We start from the raw sequence: 19,197 nt of genomic DNA on the forward strand, positions 1-19,197 counted from the left end.
TTTTCCAGTAGATCCTGAAGTATAAATCATATACGCTAAATCATCTAAATCTACAAAATGGTCAAGATTTATAGTATCTTCCTCATTAAACTCTTGATTTCCACCCATTTGCACTACATTAGCAACTCTAAATTCATTAAACTTAGACATAAAACTTTTCTGAGTAAGTAATATATCAAGTTGAGATTCTTCTAATATGTAAGACAGCCTTTCCATTGGATAAGAAGGGTCTAACGGGATATAAGCTCCCCCAGCTTTAAGTACTCCCAATATTGAAACCATTAATTCCGAACAACGCTCTAAGCAAATTCCAACATATCTTCCCGAACTGACCCCATTTCTCCGCAAGTAATGCGCAACTTGATTTGCTCTATTATTTAATTCTCGATAAGTTAATGAATCATTTTCACAGATTAAAGCTATAGCATCAGGGGTTTTTGTTACTTGTAATTCAAATTTTTCCTGTATACACATACTACTTAAATTTTCTTTATTGTTATTCCACCCATTTAAAATTTTTCTTTTTTCTTCATCATCTAATAATGAAATTTCACTTAATTGAACATTCGGATTTTCTATAATAGCTTTTAATATAGTTACAAAATGTTTCGCCATCTGTTGTATACTGCTGTTCATAAATAAATCAGTACTATAGTTAAACGTGCAAATAAGTTCATCATCGTGTTCATTAATTATTAAACTTAAATCAAATTTTGCTGTATCGGTTTCGAATCTTTCAAAATCCATATTTACATTTGCAAGATTGAGAGATTTTTTAATATTTTGTTCTAGTGAAAACATCGTTTGAAACAAAACTGAATTATTTGCTGTTCGTTCTGAATTTAATTCACCCACAATTGCTTCAAAAGGTATATCTTGATTTGAATATGCTCCTAAGCATATTTCTTTTACTTTATTAATCAGTTCACGAAAAGCTACATCTCTTTTTGAATTAATACGTAAAGCCAATGTATTTACAAAAAATCCAATGAGAGGCTCTATCTCTCTATGATTCCTATTTGCAATTGGTGATCCTATGATAATATCTTCCTGATGGGTATACTTTAGAAGAAGGGTATAATATGCTGCAAGCAAAGTCATATATAATGTACAACCTTCACTTTTACTTAATTCTTTTAATCTCTGCACAGTTTCATATGAAATTTTAACAAGTTCATTACTACCCTTGTATGATAATTTACTTGGTCTCGAAAAATCAGTGGGTAAATCTAGTACTGGTAAGACATCTTTAAATTGTTTCTTCCAATAGTCTAATTGTGTTTGAAATTTAGAACCTGTTAACCAATTCTTTTGCCAAATTGAGAAATCTGCATACTGTATCTTCAAAGGTGATAAATTAGCAACATCCGCTTTCAAAAAATTATTATATAAAATAGATAGTTCCTCAATTAATATAGCCATTGACCAACCATCCCCAATAATATGGTGCATATTTACTAAAACCAAAAATTCATCTTCTGTTATCTGCCAAATACTTGTATGTAGTAATGGACCCATTTCCAAATTAAAAGGTTCGATTGCTTTCCTTTTCATTTGTGACAAACATATATCTTCAGCAGTATCCTTAGTATAGGAACACAAATTATGAACTTCAAAATCTATTTCCATAAATGGATGTATTTTTTGACGTAAATCTCCATCTAACGATAAAAATGTAGTACGAAGAATTTCATGCCTGCATATAATTTCATTTAAACAACGTTTAAAGACACTAATATTAAAGTCTCCCTTTATTTTTACTAAAAACGGCATATTATATGTAGAAGACCCAGGCTCTAATTGTTCAAGAAACCACATTCTTTGTTGTGCAAATGATAAAATTGTAGGTTCATTAGTTTTTCGAGAAGGAATTATACTTGATTCATTTTTATTCAATTGTTTCTCTAAAAATATTCTTTGTTCAGGAGATAATTTAGCTAACCTAGCCATAAGCTTTTCTTTACTCATTTTTTCTGATCCTCCTAATATCATAAATTGGTGGTGGGAATAGACTTTTAATATTCCCACCTACCTCATTATTTACAACTTATTATTGACCATCTTTTAAAATTAAATTTATTTCCTCTTCAGATAGTCCTTGAAGATCACTAATTAAACCTTGAATTTCCTGATTCTGTTTTAAATCTAATTCAGATTTAACAGCTAAAACTAATCCTTCTACAGTTGTTACCTCAAAAAGAGTACGTAACGACATATCTATTTGAAATTCTTTTCTAATTAAAGAAATCAATCTTGTTGCAATTAAAGATTCTCCTCCATTTTCAAAAAAATCATCTCTCATACTAACCGATTGATATCCAAGTGCATTTGCCCAGATCTTCGCGATTTTCTTCTCTAAATCTGTTTTAGGTTCAACAAAATTATCTTCATTAAGATTAAATATAGGATCAGGTAGTTTTTTTCTATCTAATTTTCCAGTTGAAGCAATTGGAAACTCATCTAAAAAGACAAAGAAAGAAGGAATCATATGATTTGGAACTTGTTCCTTCATATAATTACGTAATTCTTTTGTTGTTAAATTTGAATTCTTTTCAATTGTTAAATAAGCTATTAACCTTTTATTTCCTGAAGAATCCGAATGTGCTAAAGCAACGACTTGTATAACATCTGGGTGTTTACTTAATATTGCCTCTACTTCGCCTAACTCAATTCGGAAACCACGAATTTTCACTTGATAATCTATGCGTCCTAAAAATTCGATTGCACCATCATTACGCAGACGAACTAAATCTCCAGTCTTATATAGTCGTTCATTTTTATCATGACTAAATGGATTTTTCCTAAAAGATTTTTCAGTTTTTTCTTTATCATTAAGATAACCACGGCCTACGCAAACGCCACCATAACATAATTCTCCAGGCACTCCTATAGGTACTGGATTCATATATTGATCTAAAATATATACCGTACAATTCGGAATTACCTTTCCTATTGATATAAAGTTTTCTTCTAAAGCTGGCGGCTCTAAAATATATTGATGATTAACATCATCTGAACTCTCCGTTGCTCCACAAGCATTAATCATCGGAATATCCGGATAATACTTAAACCATTGACGGCAAAGTTCAGGTGGTAAAGTTTCCCCATTTAACACTACCCATCGTAAGGAACTAAAGCTCGGTCTTTTTTCTTCATTTAAAGAAATTCTTTCTAAGGTTGATTGAAGTACCGTAGGTACAGTTTCAAATACTGTTAAATTCGCTTTTTCCATTTCATTCAGTTGCACTTCTGGGTCAAGTTCAGCTTCATCAGGTAATATATATGTCTGTCCACCAACTAATAATGCGGATAGCAATTGCCAAACTGATACATCAAAACATTGAGTAGCATTTTGTGCTACTATATCTGATTCTTTAATATCAATTACATCTATTTTTGCAAATAAATGATTAATCATACCTTTATGCTCCACCATTACACCTTTAGGAAGTCCTGTAGAACCTGAGGTATAAATGATATATGCTAAATCATTTAAAGTTACTTCATTATGTTGATATAATACATTTTGACTTTCAATTTGCTCCCTACTACTATCTAAGGAAACTATTTTTAATTTATCTTTTGGTATTCTATCGGTAAATTTTTCATATGTTAGTAATACATCCATACCTGAATGTTCAATCAAATACTCAATACGACTTTCAGGATATTTAGGGTCTAGAGGTATATAAACTGCACCAGCTTTAAAAATACCAATCACTGTTATAGCCCAATCTATATTTCTTTCTCCAAAGTAACCAACAAACATACCTGGTTTAACATCAATGGACTTCAAATAATTAGCCAAGCAATTAGAACGTTTTTGAAGCTCTTGATAAGTAATTACCTGATTTTGAAATACTATTGCTTTATTATCTGGTGTTTTCTTCACTTGCTTATCAAAAAGGATATGGAAGCACTCATCAACGCTAAAGTCTACCTCATCATCATTTTTTAAAGTTACTTGGTCGATTTCTTCATTTGATAATAAACAATTTTCATGATGATTAACTGAGGAGCCTTGAGCTATTAATTCTAAAATTTTTACATAATAACCTGATATATAATTAATTTGTTCCTCATTTATATCTTCTGGATAATAGTCTAATACACACATCAACTGAGATGTTTGAGGATCAATAGAAAATTGTACTGTAAGTGGTACATAAGCTGATTCACGATGCTCTCCATTCAATATTTCAATACCAGCTTTTTTTCCGATATCTTGATAAGCATGGAAATGAGTATAGTTAAAAATAGTTTCAAACATACGTTTTCCGCCACTATACTTTCTTTGTAAATCTACTAATGGATAGCGACGATACGGATGAGCTTCCCTCTCTGCGTCAAAAGTTTTACAAACCAACTCTTCCCAAGAACAGTTACCAATATCTAAACGAAACGGCATCGTATTTATCATCGAACCAAGTACTTTTTCTGCATCTGGTTCCTCTGGCCTTCCACCGGCTACTACCCCTGTAACAACATCAGTTTGACCAGTAAGTAAGCTAACCACTTTTAAATGTGCTGCTAATACTACATCTTTAAGAGGTACCGATACTTTTCTAGAAAGGCGTATTAGTCCTTCAGAAACTTGCTGCGAAATTGGAAGCATCAACCTATTGTTTTCAATTACTTTCGAAGCAGGCGTTTTTAACCAACGCGGTACCTGCATAGTCGATACATCCTGTAGTTTGCTCTCCCAGAATTCATTGGCTTCTTTCGATTCTTTTGTCTGTTGTTCTAATTGTACATAGCGATTGAATTTAGCATTTAACTTTTTAGATTCTAATGTGTTAGGGTTTTCTGTCAGATCCCTATAATTGGTTAGCAGTTCTGTAACCGTTGATGCAACACTCCAACCATCCAGTATAGGCTCACACATTGTAAATTGGAAGATTTCATCAGATAATAAGTGAACATGAAAACGGAATAACCCTGGTTTAGACCAATCAAATTTTGTGTGCTCCTCTTTACTCACAAAATCTTTTAAATACTTTTCTTGTTCTTCTCCATTCATATGACGAAGGTCTTGGACATTTAATTTTAAATCTGTATTCTCATGAACTAATTGTAGTGGTTTACTATAACTAGAAATATCAAATGAAGTTCTAAAAATTTCATGTCTTTTTACTAATCGATTAATTGCTTCGTTAAAAATCTCTTCATTAAAATTAGCACGTAAACGATACGTTTCTAGATAAGATCTATACACTTCATTAACTTCACTGTGATAATAAATTGTCATTTGTATTGCTGGAATAGGATATGCATCCTCAATTCCAATAGGAATTATCCTTCTATCTTCTTCTGAGATTAACGAAAACGGTGGGACTGTTACGTCCTTATCTTCTATGCTGTACTGCATATCTACTACTTTAGATAAATCTCTAATTGTTTGATATTTAAAAATTTGTTCTAAAGAAATATTTAGCCCTCTTTCTTTTGCAAGCGAACATATTTTAATACTTCTAATAGAGTCACCACCAATTAAAAAGAAATTATCATCTATTCCTATCTCTTGTATCCCCAATACTTCTTCCCAAGTATCAGCTAAAATTTTCTCTATGTGTGTTTCAGGTTCAATATATTTCGCTCTTTCAACCGCAAACATGTCTGGAGCCGGTAATGCTTTTTTGTCTACTTTTCCGTTAATTGTTAATGGGAATTTATCCAATAATACAAAAGCACTTGGTACCATATAATCTGGTAGCTGTCCTGACATATAATTTCTTAGCTCGCCAATTGCAGTAGGCATCAAATTATCTCCAACAATGTAAGCTATTAGTTTTTTATCACCAGGAACATCTTCACGAACTAACACTATACCCTCACGAACTTTCGAGTATTGATTCAGAATAGCCTCAATCTCACCTAGTTCAATCCTAAATCCACGAATTTTCACTTGATCATCAATACGCCCTAAGTACTCAATATCTCCATTTGGTAAATAACGTGCTAAATCACCTGATTTGTATACTAGCCCTGCTTGCTCTAAAGATGGTATTTTCACAAAACGTTCTTCAGTTAACTCTTGTTTATTTAAATATCCTCTTGCAACTCCTGCTCCACCTATATACATTTCTCCAATTACTCCAATAGGTACATGCTGCAAATCTTGATTTAATATATATACCTGAAGATCGGGAATCGCTGTACCAATTACACTTGCTTGACTATCTAAATCAGCCTTTGATAAAGCTCGATATGTGACATGAACTGTTGTCTCTGTGATTCCATACATATTTATTAATTGAGGTTTTGCATCTCCATGTCTCTCAAACCATCCACCTAGACTCTGAATTTCTAATGCTTCTCCACCAAATATTACGTATCGTAAATTTAATTCATGTGGCATATTTACTTTTTCATCTACGTGTATTAATTGACGAAATGCTGATGGTGTCTGATTTAAAACTGTTACTTTTTCTTTAATTAACAATTCATAAAATTGCTCTGGATCACGACTCACATAATATGGAACAACGATGAGTTTTCCTCCATATAATAAAGCTCCCCAAATTTCCCATACAGAAAAATCAAATGCATATGAATGGAACATCGTCCATATGTCCTTTTCATTAAAATTAAAATGGGTATCTGCTGCTTTAAACAATCGAACTACGTTCTTATGCGGTATTAAAACACCTTTAGGGTTACCAGTAGAGCCAGATGTATAAATAACATAAGCTAAGTTATCTTCTGTAATGTCTGAAATTAGATTGGTATCTTCCATCTCTCTAATCTCTTGCCAATTTGTATCCAAACAAACAATCTTTGTTAGGTCATTTTGTACATTATTAACTAAATCTTTTTGTGTAAGAACAATTGGCACATTTGAGTCTTCTAACATATACTGGATTCTTCCAGCAGGTGCATGTGGATCAAGTGGAATATATGCTCCGCCTGCTTTTAAAACACCTAGAATACCCACAATTAAATCTATGGAACGTTCCATGGCGATACCAACCATTACTTCAGGACCTACTCCCAAATTTGTTAAATATCTTGCTAATTGATTTGCACGTTTATTTAACTCTTCATAAGTTAAACTTTGATTCATATATCTCACAGCAACAGCATTACCATGTAAGTTAACTTGCTTCTCGAACAGTTGCGGTATTGATAAATTTGTAGAATACTCTACTCTTTTTTTACTCCAATCATTTAACTGTAGTAGCTCTTTCTCAGTTAAAATAGGTATTAAATTTATAGAATTATCTGGGTTTTTTATTATACTGTCTATTAATATTTCAAAATGATTTATCATACGTTTTACTGTGAACTCTTTAAACAGCTCTGTATTATACTGGAAATTAATAATTAATCCCTCATCAGATTCTGCAACTGTTGTAGTGATATCAAATAACGATGAATTATCCTCAAGTGGAAATAAGCTTAAACTAGCGTTATCGAAATCAATCTTTGTAGTTTCACACCCTACAGTGAAAGGGGCGAGAGTTTTATTATAAACACCCACATTTTGCATTACGAAAGCAGTTTGAAAAACCGGTGGTCTGCTTGAATCTCTATCAATTTTCAAGTTTTTTATTAATGATTCAAAAGGATAATCCTGATTACGATAAGCTCCAATTACTTTATGATTTGTTCGCTCAATCATTTCATTAAATGTTGGATTTCCTGATAGGTTTAATCGTATTGGAACAGCATTAGTTAAATATCCTACTAAATTAGCAAACTCTTTCTTCACTCGCCCTGCCATATAAGAACCAATGATAATATCATCTTGATTTGTATAACGATACATTAAAACACCATATGCTGAAAGTAACGTATTATATAATGTTACTCCTCTATTTTTAGAAATCTCTTTTAGCTTGTTGTGTATGGATTTATTTAAACGTAACCTTAAGTTTGCTCCTCTATTCGATTGTACTGGGGGACGTTTATAATCAAGTGGTAAGTTTAAAATTGGTAACTCACCCGATAGTTCCTCTTCCCAATATTCCAATTTACTTGTACCTTCTGAACTATTAAGCATTGCATTCTGCCAATTTACATATGAGCTATAATCATAATCATTGGTTCTTAATGTACTTACATCCCCTACTATTATTCTTGTATATAATGTCTTCAACTCATTAAATAAAACATCGATTGACCAATAATCAATTACGATATGATGGAAAGACCACAACATTACATATTGGGATTCATTACGTTTAAGAACATATACACGCATAGTATCACCTTGTTCTAAAGTGAAATTACGACTAGATTCAACATTCAAAAACTCATTCAACTTTTCGGTTTTCCAATTACTTACATCCATTAATTGAAAAGATACATCCTTTTGCTTTGCTATATTTTGAATCAATTCACCCTCATATTCATAAAAAGATGACCTTAATATACAATGCCTATTAACTAATTCTTGAAAACTCTTCTGTAGGGATGTTATATCTAGCTTTCCTTCAATATTAAAAGCACGTGATACATTATAAGCAGAGCTATTTGGAGCTAATTTATATAAAAACCATAATCCTTGTTGTCCACGAGACATCGGTATTTCTCCACTTTTTATCTGATCAATTTCTAGTCTAGTAGTCAAATATTTTTCTCTATACAATTGATTATTCATCTCTTGTGCTATTTGTAATATACTCGGACCTTCTAATAAAAAAGTTGGTTCTAGTACAATTTCTAAATCTGTCTCTATATGACTCTGTAATTGTATTGCTGTTATTGAATCTAAACCTAAACTATTTAGTGACTGATTTACACTAATATTAGTAACTGGTATCTTTAAAGATACACCTACTTTCTGAAGTAAGTATTTTTCTAATTTAATTTGCCTTTCTTCTTGAGTTAACTTTACTAGCTCTTGTCTATTAAAAAGCATTTCTTCAATTTCAAATTCTATATCTAACCCACTTGTTTTTTGTACAACATCTTCCCCAATTAATTTAAGTTCTTCGTTTAAATATCCGTTACGACAAGCGTGTCTTTGGATCTTTCCACTAGATGTTTTAGGTATACTTCCAAACTGTAGAAGCAATACTGAATGTACTTGTATTCCGTGCTCCGCAGTTACTGCTTGTCTAATTGCACTAGCAACCTCTTGAACATTAACATTACGGTATTGGCGACTAATTTCTTGTGCCACAATTAACCGTTCTTCACCTTCTTCTATAACAGAAAACGCAGCGGTTGCATTTTTCCTTAAACTTTCATGACTGTTCTCTACTATTAATTCGATATCTTGTGGGTAATAATTTCTGCCTCGAATAATAATTAAATCTTTTATACGTCCTGTAATATATAACTCTCCATCATATAAAAAACCTAAATCCCCAGAACGTAAGAATGGTCCTTTTTTATTAGGCAGAAAAGCTTGGAATGTATCAATTGTTTGTTCTTCTCGACCCCAATAACCTGTTGCTACACTTTCGCCTTTAATCCAAATTTCACCGATTTCATTACTAGAACATTCTTGACCAGTATCTGGATTAACTATACAAATCTCTTGTTCTTCTGCTATAATCCCACTGCTTACTAGATTACGTACCTTCCCATCTTTACTTAAAATGGAAACTACATTCTTTTTCATATCATCAATTGAAAAAGAATGTATTACAGGCTGGCTTTTACTTTTTGCACCAGAAACCAATAATGTATTTTCAGCTAACCCATAGCAAGGATAAAAGGCTTCTTTTCGAAAACCAGATACACTAAATACTTTTGAAAACTCTTCAATAACTTCAGCACGAACAGGTTCTGCACCGTTAAATGCTAGTCTCCAATTACTTAAATCCAACTCAGCTCTTTGCTCCGGTGTTGTCTTTTCAATTAAGAGTTCAAAAGCAAAGTTTGGCCCTCCACTTACAGTAGCTTTATACTTCGATATTGCTTCTAACCAGCGTATTGGTCGCTGCATAAAATCAATTGGTGACATAAATATTACTGGAAATCCTACAGCTAATGGCTGAAGCAATCCTCCAATTAATCCCATATCATGATATGGAGGCAACCATATTACCCCAATATCGTCTTCAGTGGTCTTAAATGACTGCTGAATTAATTTTGAATTGTGCAGTATATTGCCGTGAGTTACCATTACACCTTTTGGTGTAGATGTAGAACCCGATGTATATTGTAGAAACGCAATTGTATTTCTATCTACCTCTGGAAATACCCAATATTCCTCGCAACCTACAGGAACTTCATCTGTATTCAAATACTCTATTGCACAATTATTAAAGTACTCAGATTTTCTCATACGTGCACTAACTTTTGTCTGTGTCAATATATATTTTGCCTCTGCATCTTCTAAAATTACTTTCAAACGTGGCATTAACCTATTTGAAGATGGAGGATATGCTGGTACTGCAATAGCGCCTGCATATAAACATCCAAAAAAGGCAGCTAGATAGTCGATTCCAGGTGGATATAGTAATAAAACTCTTTCATTTTTTGCTCCTCTATCCTGTAACCATGCTCCTATAGCTCTTGCTTTCAAATCTAATTCGCCATAAGTTAATGAGATTTTATCCTCTTCACCATCTCTTAAAAATTGAAATGCTGTTACATCACCTTGTTCTTTAGCACGATATTGCAATAATTCTACAAGTGATGTCATTTCTAAAAGTAATGTATTTTGAAATAATCCCACAATTACTCCACCTTTCACATCGATTTACTTGGTTTAAGTTTCACTTTCATTTTGGAATTCCTATATTGTTCTGGTTTAAACTTTTGAATTTCTAATTGTTGATTCACATATAGTAAAGATTGATCGTCATACCAATGACTTAAAAAGTTACCAGATTGCCCCGGCGCATTAATATCCATTCCCAGACAATCTTTCAAATCTACAACCATTCTCCATGGTGCACCATCAAGAATATGACCAGTTTTCCTATCATACGATGCTAATGCTACCGTTACATAGCTACCTCCAATAGGAATTTTCCCCTGGGGATTTATTAAATTCCCTATAAATTTATTCTTCTTACCAAACGGGTGTTTAGTAATGAAATGATGGAACTCTCCCCACTTCCATTCATAAGGGTTATTTCCCTGTAAATCTATTATAGTAATAATAGATTTTTTAAAGCTTTCTATAATCACTTTCTCAAACCCGCCAGCATTATTAAACCACGTACTATCATTTCCTTGCGCCGCCTTGCGTATAAGCTCGTCAGTTATGTTCATCCGATCAACCATTTTCTCAAATAAAAACGTTCCCATTTTTTCTTTAAAAAGGGTACAACAAATTTCCCACCACCAAAAATGATAAATTAATGGCGCTGCATTATATGAGGTATCTTTACAATCCCATTTTTGCAAGATCCTAATACATTCCGTTTCTAATTTGTTATGTTTAACAGGATACAATACCGGTAAAAGAATATTTAATAGCTGTACCGCTTGTAAATTTAACGTATCATCTTGCATTATTTTTACATCTTCAATTACTAAAGGTGTATTTTCAGCTATACTTTTTCTTAACATCTGGTTAATTCTTTTTGCACGATATGGGGCATCCCATGAACTTGCAATCATATATGGATAATGATCACCTATAACCTTATTGTTTGCTGAAACAATAAACCCCTGTTTAGGATTGACTACCTCCGGTAATTCTTCAAAAGGTATAAATCCTTTCCATTCAAATTCATCATCGCATCCTGGTACCGGTAATAAACCATTTCCTTTATTACGTATCGGTATTTTACCACCTACTCGATAGGCAATGGTTCCATCTTCTGAAGCAAATAAAAAGTTTAAAACCGGTGTACTATATTTACGCAAAGAATTACGAAATTCTTCCCAATTTTTCGAACGATTAATGTCTAATAGAGCTTCTAAATCACATGTAGGATAATTTGCATTCCATTGTAAGGCTAGATTTCCCTTTAACTTTATTTGTTGATTATTACCAATAACATCTGAAATAATAGGTCCATGGCGTGTAACAACTACCGGAAACGCAACATCTGTTTGCCCCTTAACTTTAATTACTTCTTCTATAACTTCAGCTTCTTCCCATTTCCCTTTATATTGAAATTGATTAGGATTACTAGGATTTCTTTTTTCTATAAACAAATCTTGGACATCTGCACGATTATTTGTTACTCCCCATGCAATTTTGTCATTATGGCCAAGTATGATCCCACATACACCAGGTAATGTTACACCTATTACATCCATATTTTCTGTTTCATTGTTTACTTTTAAATGCGTTTGATACCAAGTAGATGGTGCTTGCATTTCAATATGTGGGTCATTGGCCAGTATTGGTTTTCCTGATTTTGTATGCTTACCAGATATAACCCATCCATTTGAACCCTTAGTTACTTCGCTTGATAAATTCAATAAATCTGCTAAATGATCAGAAAAGAAATCTAAATTATTTATTGTTTTTTCTGATGTTTGTTGTTTTATCTTTACATTCTCACCCATCATATAATCAGGAATAGTAATGGGTCCATCCGATGGATAATTTGGTTTTATTTCCTCAAATAATTCATCATCAATTTTCTTTTGCAATTCAAATCGAAAAATTTCATTTGTAAAATTATGACTTAAACTATAGGATAGTAATCTCCCTATACTTAACATATCTAGAATTGACCAAGGTTCAGGTTCGTAATCTAAAATTGTAAATTCTACTGGTAATCTATTCAGTTTTTTTGCGTGTTCTATATACGTATTTACTCCATCACAATAACTTTGCATCCATTCCAAGGTTTCTTCTGAATAAAGACTAATAGATTTTTGAGCAGATCTAAATAGTGAAAATGAACGAAAAAGTTTATCATTGTTTATTAAATCTGGACCTAATATCTCAGATAATCTTCCATTTACTAAACGTCTACTCATATCCATTTGCCATAATCTATCTGTAGTAGTTATAAAACCTTGTGCTTTATATACATCATTAAAGTTTCTGGCCTCAATGTGTGGAATCCCTCTATTATCCTTATAAATAATTACTTCTTCACTAAGTCCTGAAATAACATATTCTTTTTCCAAAGAAATGAAATGCTCTCGTAATTTCCGATAAACATTTTGATTACACGCTCTAATTGATCCATAAAAAATAACCTTTCCTAAATTCATAGCTTTTTTAATTTTTGGAAAAGGTTTATAAACTCTAGCGATCTTTATCCTATTATTTTTTTGTGGCTTGTGTTGTATATAAAGCACCTACCTTTATAAATAATCTAAAGGGAAAATTATGTATTCATTATAAAATAAACCGAAATTACTAACCATATTGAATAATCTGAATTTTAAACCTCCCCCTTCTCCATTTGGTATTTCTCATGCTATCTTAAGTTCAATTTTTTGACAATACTTTCAATAAAAGAGAACTTTTATAAATATTATTCAGAATTATCAAAATAAAATACCATAACCAATGTGGTTATGGTATTAGTTCTACATTATCTGACCTAAATGTGTATCTTTTTTTTCTTTTTTATTGTAAATTTGTTTTCCTCTGTAAAAGAAATAAATACCAAGAAGTGAGATTAAAGCCATAAATAAGAACATTGTTGTCCCACCGTACACTGCTAAAAGAATTCCACCAAACCATGGGCCTACAAAATTCCCAAATTCCCCCAAACTTTGCGCGCCATAATATGTCCCTCTTAATCCAGATGGCGTAATTTCATCAACTTGAGCATACTCAGCCGGGATTACTAATATCTCTCCTACTGTAAATACAAACATTGAAATTATGAAAGCAACCCACAATGTTGAGAATGCAAAACCTACTTCTCCTACAGCAAACAAAATACAGCCAAATGCAATTCTTTGAAATAAGCTAAAACGTTCTGCCCATCTGGTTAGTGGTATCTGAATCATAAGCACCGTAAGCCCGTTAACACTCATCAATATTGCAAATAATTTAATTCCATCTAAAATATTTTCTTTTAAATATTGCGAAAGGGTAACTGACATCTGCCCATGGACTGTTGTTAATAAAATACCACCAATAACAAAAAACATTAAAGGTACGTCACTACGTACTGCATTCCATATAAGAGACATACTAACTTTTTCATCATTCGCAGAAACATCCCTTTGCTCATTATAATTAGTAACTTTCAACATAATAAATAGTATTATTGCATAAAAAATATAAATAATTGCTGTTAATACAAATGCTATTGTACTACCACCAATTCCAAAGAAAGCTCCCAACATTGGACCAATTGATAATCCTAAATTAAATGCCAGATAACGATTCGCAAACATTCTGTACCTTTTTTCATCTGGGGTTAAATCAGCCATTAAAGCTTTTGAAATAGTTCCAAAGAATGCATTTGAAAGTCCCCTGATAATACTAAAAAGTACTAATAAAACCGGATTAAATGTAGAAATAAATCCTAAAAAAGCAATACTTAATCCAATTAAAGAAAAAATCATTAATTTTTTTCTACCTATAAAATCTGATAATACGCCCCCTAAAAGCCCACAAAATGTACCCGCTAGTGGGCCTATCCCAATAATGAATCCAATCGTTGCAAAATTTAACTCTGAAGAGTTACTTAGATGGATTGCTAAAAATGGCATACTCATTGAACTTGTTAAAGAAATTAAGACAGTACCAAATACTAATACGTGCACAATTGGATGATATTCTCGTATATAAGCTTTAAATTTATTCATGAAAATTTTCTTCCCCCTCAAAAATCGCCATAAATTTACTATTAATTTTAGAAATAGATTCTTTTCTCAAGCTATAAAATGCGGGAATAGAACTTCCAATAAAATGACTTCTTATAATTCCTTCACGTTTTAATTTTGTAATGTGGTGATGCACCGTACTCTTAGCTAAATTCATGTGTTTATGAATTTCAATTAAAGAACGAGGACCTCGAGATAAAAATATTAATATATTTAATCTAGTCTCATCTCCCAAACATTGCATAACCTTAACTAACTCTTTTGTTCCATCTTCATAGAAAGTTTTATTGATGGGATATAGGCATGTAGCAATTCCATCAAAATAATCCAATACGGTACTAGGGCTACAGTGATATTGTGGTACCAAAATAACTTTTCTCAAGTTATCCTGCTGTTCAATTCTTAATCCATTAGTAGCAGTTTCTATAATATCTATCGGTCTACTAACACTTAATTTTTTATTCAAAGAAATTGCATCCTGTTTTAATTGCATTTGAATGGTAGGATCTATACTTTTAAAATAATATTCGTTCCATTTGTATAAAATATCTACACTTCTATCCCTAATCACACTTAGGTCATTAGATATAGATTCTACCCAAGGAGCTAATCTTTCATAAATCTCTCCCGCTGACAGATTTTCAAACCAATTTAAAAATTCTGGAATGGAAGATTTTTTTTCACATTGAGAAATTAATAACACTATCCGATGTAATACCTCCCATCTTTCATCTTGTAACTCATTGATAAACCTTTCAGGTAACCGTAATTTAGTCTCTTCTAACCAGTTTCCTTTCAAATGAACTTCCTTCATCTTGTCATTATTTATATAGTTGTACAAGCTGATAATAAGTTCATAAGCAGGAGAATGTTCTATAACTATAGAATATTCTCTATCCATTCGATCACCATCTAACATAATTTAAATTTAACTTTATTGTAAGCTAAAGAATTATTAAAAACAACAATTTTCCGAATTTTTCATCATTAGATTTGTATTCTCTTTCATTTTTCTTGATAAATAGAATAAAAAACAATATTTATTACCTAAATTTATACAATACGTGATATATTGCATATTGTATAAATTCTTTTGGAGGGATATAATGAAAAAAATATACACTGTAAAGTAACTGGGTTTTGTTTAATAGTACTAGGGGCTTTATTGGGAAGTACCTCTGGAGCTCTAGGTCAGCAAATTTTTGTTCAGAGTAATCTCTCCGTTGAATCAATTGTTGCAGTAAAATTATTGATATCTGGAATTCTAATTTTATTTATCTCGTGCTTTGGCAATAGACGTCTTGATATACTAAATATTTGGAAGTCAGTCCACGACGCTAATAAAATCATTCTGTTTGGCACAATTGGTGTACTGGGCACTCACTATACATATTTTTCATCAATTAAAGAGGGAAATGTTGCCGTTGCAACTTTACTACTTTATTCAGCTCCGGTCTTTTCAGGTATATACTTAATTCTGATAAATGTTAATTCTCCTAATAAAAAAGAGTTGTTTTCATATTTAATTTTCATAATTGGAATTTATCTTTTCTTCACAAAAAACTCAATTTACCAACTAAATGTTTCTATACTATCTATACTTTGGGGAATATTATCTGGCATGTCGTTTGCATTTTACATAAATCAATTAGATGATCTATGTAAAAGATGGTCATTACGTATAGTATTAGGATGGGGGATGGTAATTGGAGGCATTGCATTATTAATTTTAAATAAGCTTTCGACAAGTGAGTTTATCCTGCTTTCTACTGTTAAAACTCTCTCAATCCACACTTTATTATTACTATTTATTATTGTTTTTGGAACTATTCTTACATCAATTTTTTATGTAAAAGGTACAAATTATATTACTCCTAAAGATATTTGCTTATATTCCTGTATTGAACCATTGACAGCAATTTTAATTTCCGTATTATTTTTTAATATTTCATATACAGCTTCTGAATTAATAGGTGCTTTTTGTCTAATTGGAGTTTTTGTATTATTAACCCAACTTAATCCACCAATTAAAAGAACCTTATCACTGGTTAATGGGCAACAAACAAAACTTAAATAAAAACAGTTTTAGTACCTTTTACTTTTCCGTTTTGTTCGAAATTTTAGACATTATAAAAAGAAAGGAAGTGTATTATCCTGCCTATACCTAAAAACCTTAATAAACAAACGAGATTTTCAGCAAAAACTATTGTTTTAAATCAACTACAAGATTGGATCATTGAAGGTGTTTTAAGACCTAATGAGAAAATTAATGATACTGAACTAGCACAAGCTTTAGGGGTAAGTAGAACACCCGTAAGAGAAGCACTTCAAATTCTAGAACTTTCTGGACTCGTCGAAATGGTTCCAGGACAAAAAACTAAAATTTCTCCAATCAACGTAGCAGATGTACCATTAATTTATGAAACTATTGCAAGCATACATACCCTTGCGGGAAAACAAGCTATTAATAGTATTAAAACATCTGATATTAAAGCACTTACGTTAATAAATAAAGAATTTAAACAAGCTATTGAGAAAATGGATACTAGAAATGCATTAACACTAGATCTAAAATTCCACAACCTAATTGTTGAAATTTCAAAGAATAAATACATTGAACCATTTTTAGAAAACTTACATCTTCATGCCCTGCGTCTTGAGTATATTTTCTTTCAAAACGTAATTCATGATAGTCGATCTATAGATGAACACACTAATATTATCAAAGCATTAGAAATTGGTGACTCATCATTACTAGAAAATACTATGTCTAATAACTGGTTGCGTCCAATGAAAGATGTTCAAAATATATTAACTTCTAAGAATTTATAATTAATTATGTGAACTACTCACCACCCAGCAAAGTTTGATGTGGAGCTTCTCAGTTCCACGACGAAAGTAACCTTTCGTCTCCTTGAGCGTTACTTCGGGGTGTTCCACCTCTAGATGTCCAACGTTTGGACGCTCTTTTGGTACGGTTGATATTTTATGCAGGAACCGAATGGGTTGGTTTTTACGCTCTGTTTTCTTCCTGCATCCTCCTATACCAAGTTATCAAAGAACTTCATATAACTAGTTCATCAAAAAATTTTGGCTATGCCAAACCGAAATTCATCTACCACCTACTGCTTTTCTATCACCCTTCACACGGTTGATGAAGAAGAATTATTTCGGTAAAAATGCTCATTTGAGTACTTTTATATTTAATAAGTAAATTTAACTTATATAACAATTTATCATTATGATAAAATCCAATAAATATATCTAGTGAGTTTTATTTTAAAGTCATCATTTTTAAAGTACGTAATATATTGCATTCAATATATATTTAAAATTATTTTCTGAAATTTAATGGAGGTGTTTTATTTGAATAAAGTTAATAAGGATCGTATTAAAGGTATGATTATGGTTGTAATAGGTGCTAGCTTATGGGGGCTATCGGGAACAGTTGCTCAACAACTATTCCAGCATAATGGTATTACCACGGAATGGTTAGTAACAATCCGCTTACTGATCTCTGGGGTTACATTGTTACTTATTTCACTTTTTAGTAAAAATAAACTCGAGATTGTTGCAATTTGGAAAAATAAATATGATGCTACTAAACTCATTATTTTTGGGATTTTTGGTATGCTAGGGGTACAATACACTTATTTTGCATCTATTAGTGAAGGGAATGCTGCAGTCGCAACAATTTTACAATATTTAGCTCCAATTTTTATTACTTTTTATCTGATTATCAAATTTAGGGCTTTACCTACTAAAATAGATGTTTTAGCAATAACTTTTGCAACCTTGGGTACTTTCTTATTATTAACCAATGGTTCAATAAATAACCTAACTGTATCAATCCCTGCAATTGTTTGGGGAGTTTTATCTGGATTATCTTTAGCTTTTTATACTCTTTATTCTAAAACTTTATTAGATAAATGGTCTTCCGCAGTTTTAGTTGGTTGGGGTATGATTATTGGCGGAATAGGCGTTACAATAGTTCATTATTTTTCTAAAAAAGAAATAATATTTTTAAAATCAATTGAGAACATTGATCTAAATACGCTATACCTTATTGCCTTTGTAGTTATTTTTGGAACATTAATTGCTTTCTATCTATTTTTAGACAGTATTAGATACATTTCGCCTAAGGAAACTACTTTATTAGGCTGTACTGAACCACTTGCTTCAATCGTTTCATCTGTAGTTATTTTGCATATTCCTTTCTTATTTTTCCAAATCATTGGGGCCATATGTATCATAATTGTAGTGATCTTATTAAGTAGAAAACCTGTAGAAAAACAAAAAAATATTAATGTACTTACTAATGAAAACCTTAATGTCCATCCCAAGTAAAATAATAAAAAATTTTATCATTTTAGCCAAGAAGACTCCTTCCTCAAGGAGCGTGAAGGGTCACAGCCCAGTGAGTAGGTGGGAGATGAATTGGCTTCGAACAAGGGATGGCAAGAAGCCATCTTAATTGTTCAACATACATAAAGTGTTACTTCACTATCCACCGAATATACGTTTGGTATATAATAG

The 19,197-nt window shown here is 31.8% G+C and carries 8 protein-coding genes; 3 read left to right on the plus strand and 5 right to left on the minus strand.

Features of this window, described 5'->3' with window-relative positions; translation table 11 throughout:
- The 5 genes from RT27_RS31095 to RT27_RS31115 all read right to left on the minus strand — a co-directional run.
- A partial coding sequence (locus RT27_RS31095) for a condensation domain-containing protein (protein ID WP_043939054.1) occupies positions 1-1,968 on the minus strand: 1,968 nt, incomplete at its 3' end.
- Positions 1,969-2,050: 82 nt separating this feature from the next.
- Entirely contained in the window at positions 2,051-10,633 is an 8,583-nt protein-coding gene (locus RT27_RS31100) for a non-ribosomal peptide synthetase (protein WP_231577697.1), read from the minus strand.
- Positions 10,634-10,647: 14 nt separating this feature from the next.
- Complete coding sequence (locus RT27_RS31105) at positions 10,648-12,999, minus strand: penicillin acylase family protein (RefSeq protein ID WP_231577698.1); 2,352 nt, start codon at positions 12,997-12,999, stop codon at positions 10,648-10,650.
- Between the two features lie 408 nt (positions 13,000-13,407).
- Positions 13,408-14,643 carry an MFS transporter gene (locus tag RT27_RS31110; RefSeq protein WP_043939060.1) on the minus strand — a complete coding sequence of 412 codons (1,236 nt, stop codon included), beginning with the start codon at positions 14,641-14,643 and terminating at the stop codon, positions 13,408-13,410.
- Positions 14,636-15,562 carry a winged helix-turn-helix domain-containing protein gene (locus RT27_RS31115; protein ID WP_231577699.1) on the minus strand — a complete coding sequence of 309 codons (927 nt, stop codon included), beginning with the start codon at positions 15,560-15,562 and terminating at the stop codon, positions 14,636-14,638. Before RT27_RS31115 ends, RT27_RS31110 begins: the two co-directional genes overlap by 8 nt.
- 264 nt (positions 15,563-15,826) lie before the next feature.
- Between RT27_RS31115 and RT27_RS31120 the strand changes: the two genes are divergently transcribed.
- The 3 genes from RT27_RS31120 (at position 15,827) to RT27_RS31130 (ending at position 19,008) form a co-directional block, all read left to right on the plus strand.
- On the plus strand, positions 15,827-16,738 hold the full coding sequence (locus tag RT27_RS31120) for an EamA family transporter (RefSeq protein WP_231577700.1): 912 nt from the start codon (positions 15,827-15,829) through the stop codon (positions 16,736-16,738).
- A gap of 77 nt (positions 16,739-16,815) precedes the next feature.
- Positions 16,816-17,493 (plus strand): GntR family transcriptional regulator, encoded by a 678-nt coding sequence (locus RT27_RS31125; RefSeq protein ID WP_043939063.1) that lies wholly within the window; start codon positions 16,816-16,818, stop codon positions 17,491-17,493.
- Between the two features lie 519 nt (positions 17,494-18,012).
- A complete protein-coding gene (locus tag RT27_RS31130; protein WP_043939065.1) occupies positions 18,013-19,008 on the plus strand; it encodes a DMT family transporter in 996 nt (331 codons plus the stop codon).
- The last annotated feature ends 189 nt before the right edge of the window (positions 19,009-19,197 follow it).

Source organism: Bacillus sp. L_1B0_5 (assembly GCF_000836715.1).
GTDB classification, from domain to species: domain Bacteria; phylum Bacillota; class Bacilli; order Bacillales; family Bacillaceae_G; genus Bacillus_A; species Bacillus_A thuringiensis_S.

What these genes read in the sequence shown, in the direction of transcription:
- RT27_RS31110 (WP_043939060.1), bottom strand. Translation starts at nt 14,643, where the DNA reads ATGAATAAATTTAAAGCTTATATACGAGAATATCATCCAATTGTGCAC.
- RT27_RS31115 (WP_231577699.1), bottom strand. Translation starts at nt 15,562, where the DNA reads ATGGATAGAGAATATTCTATAGTTATAGAACATTCTCCTGCTTATGAA.
- RT27_RS31130 (WP_043939065.1), top strand. Translation starts at nt 18,013, where the DNA reads ATGGAGGTGTTTTATTTGAATAAAGTTAATAAGGATCGTATTAAAGGT.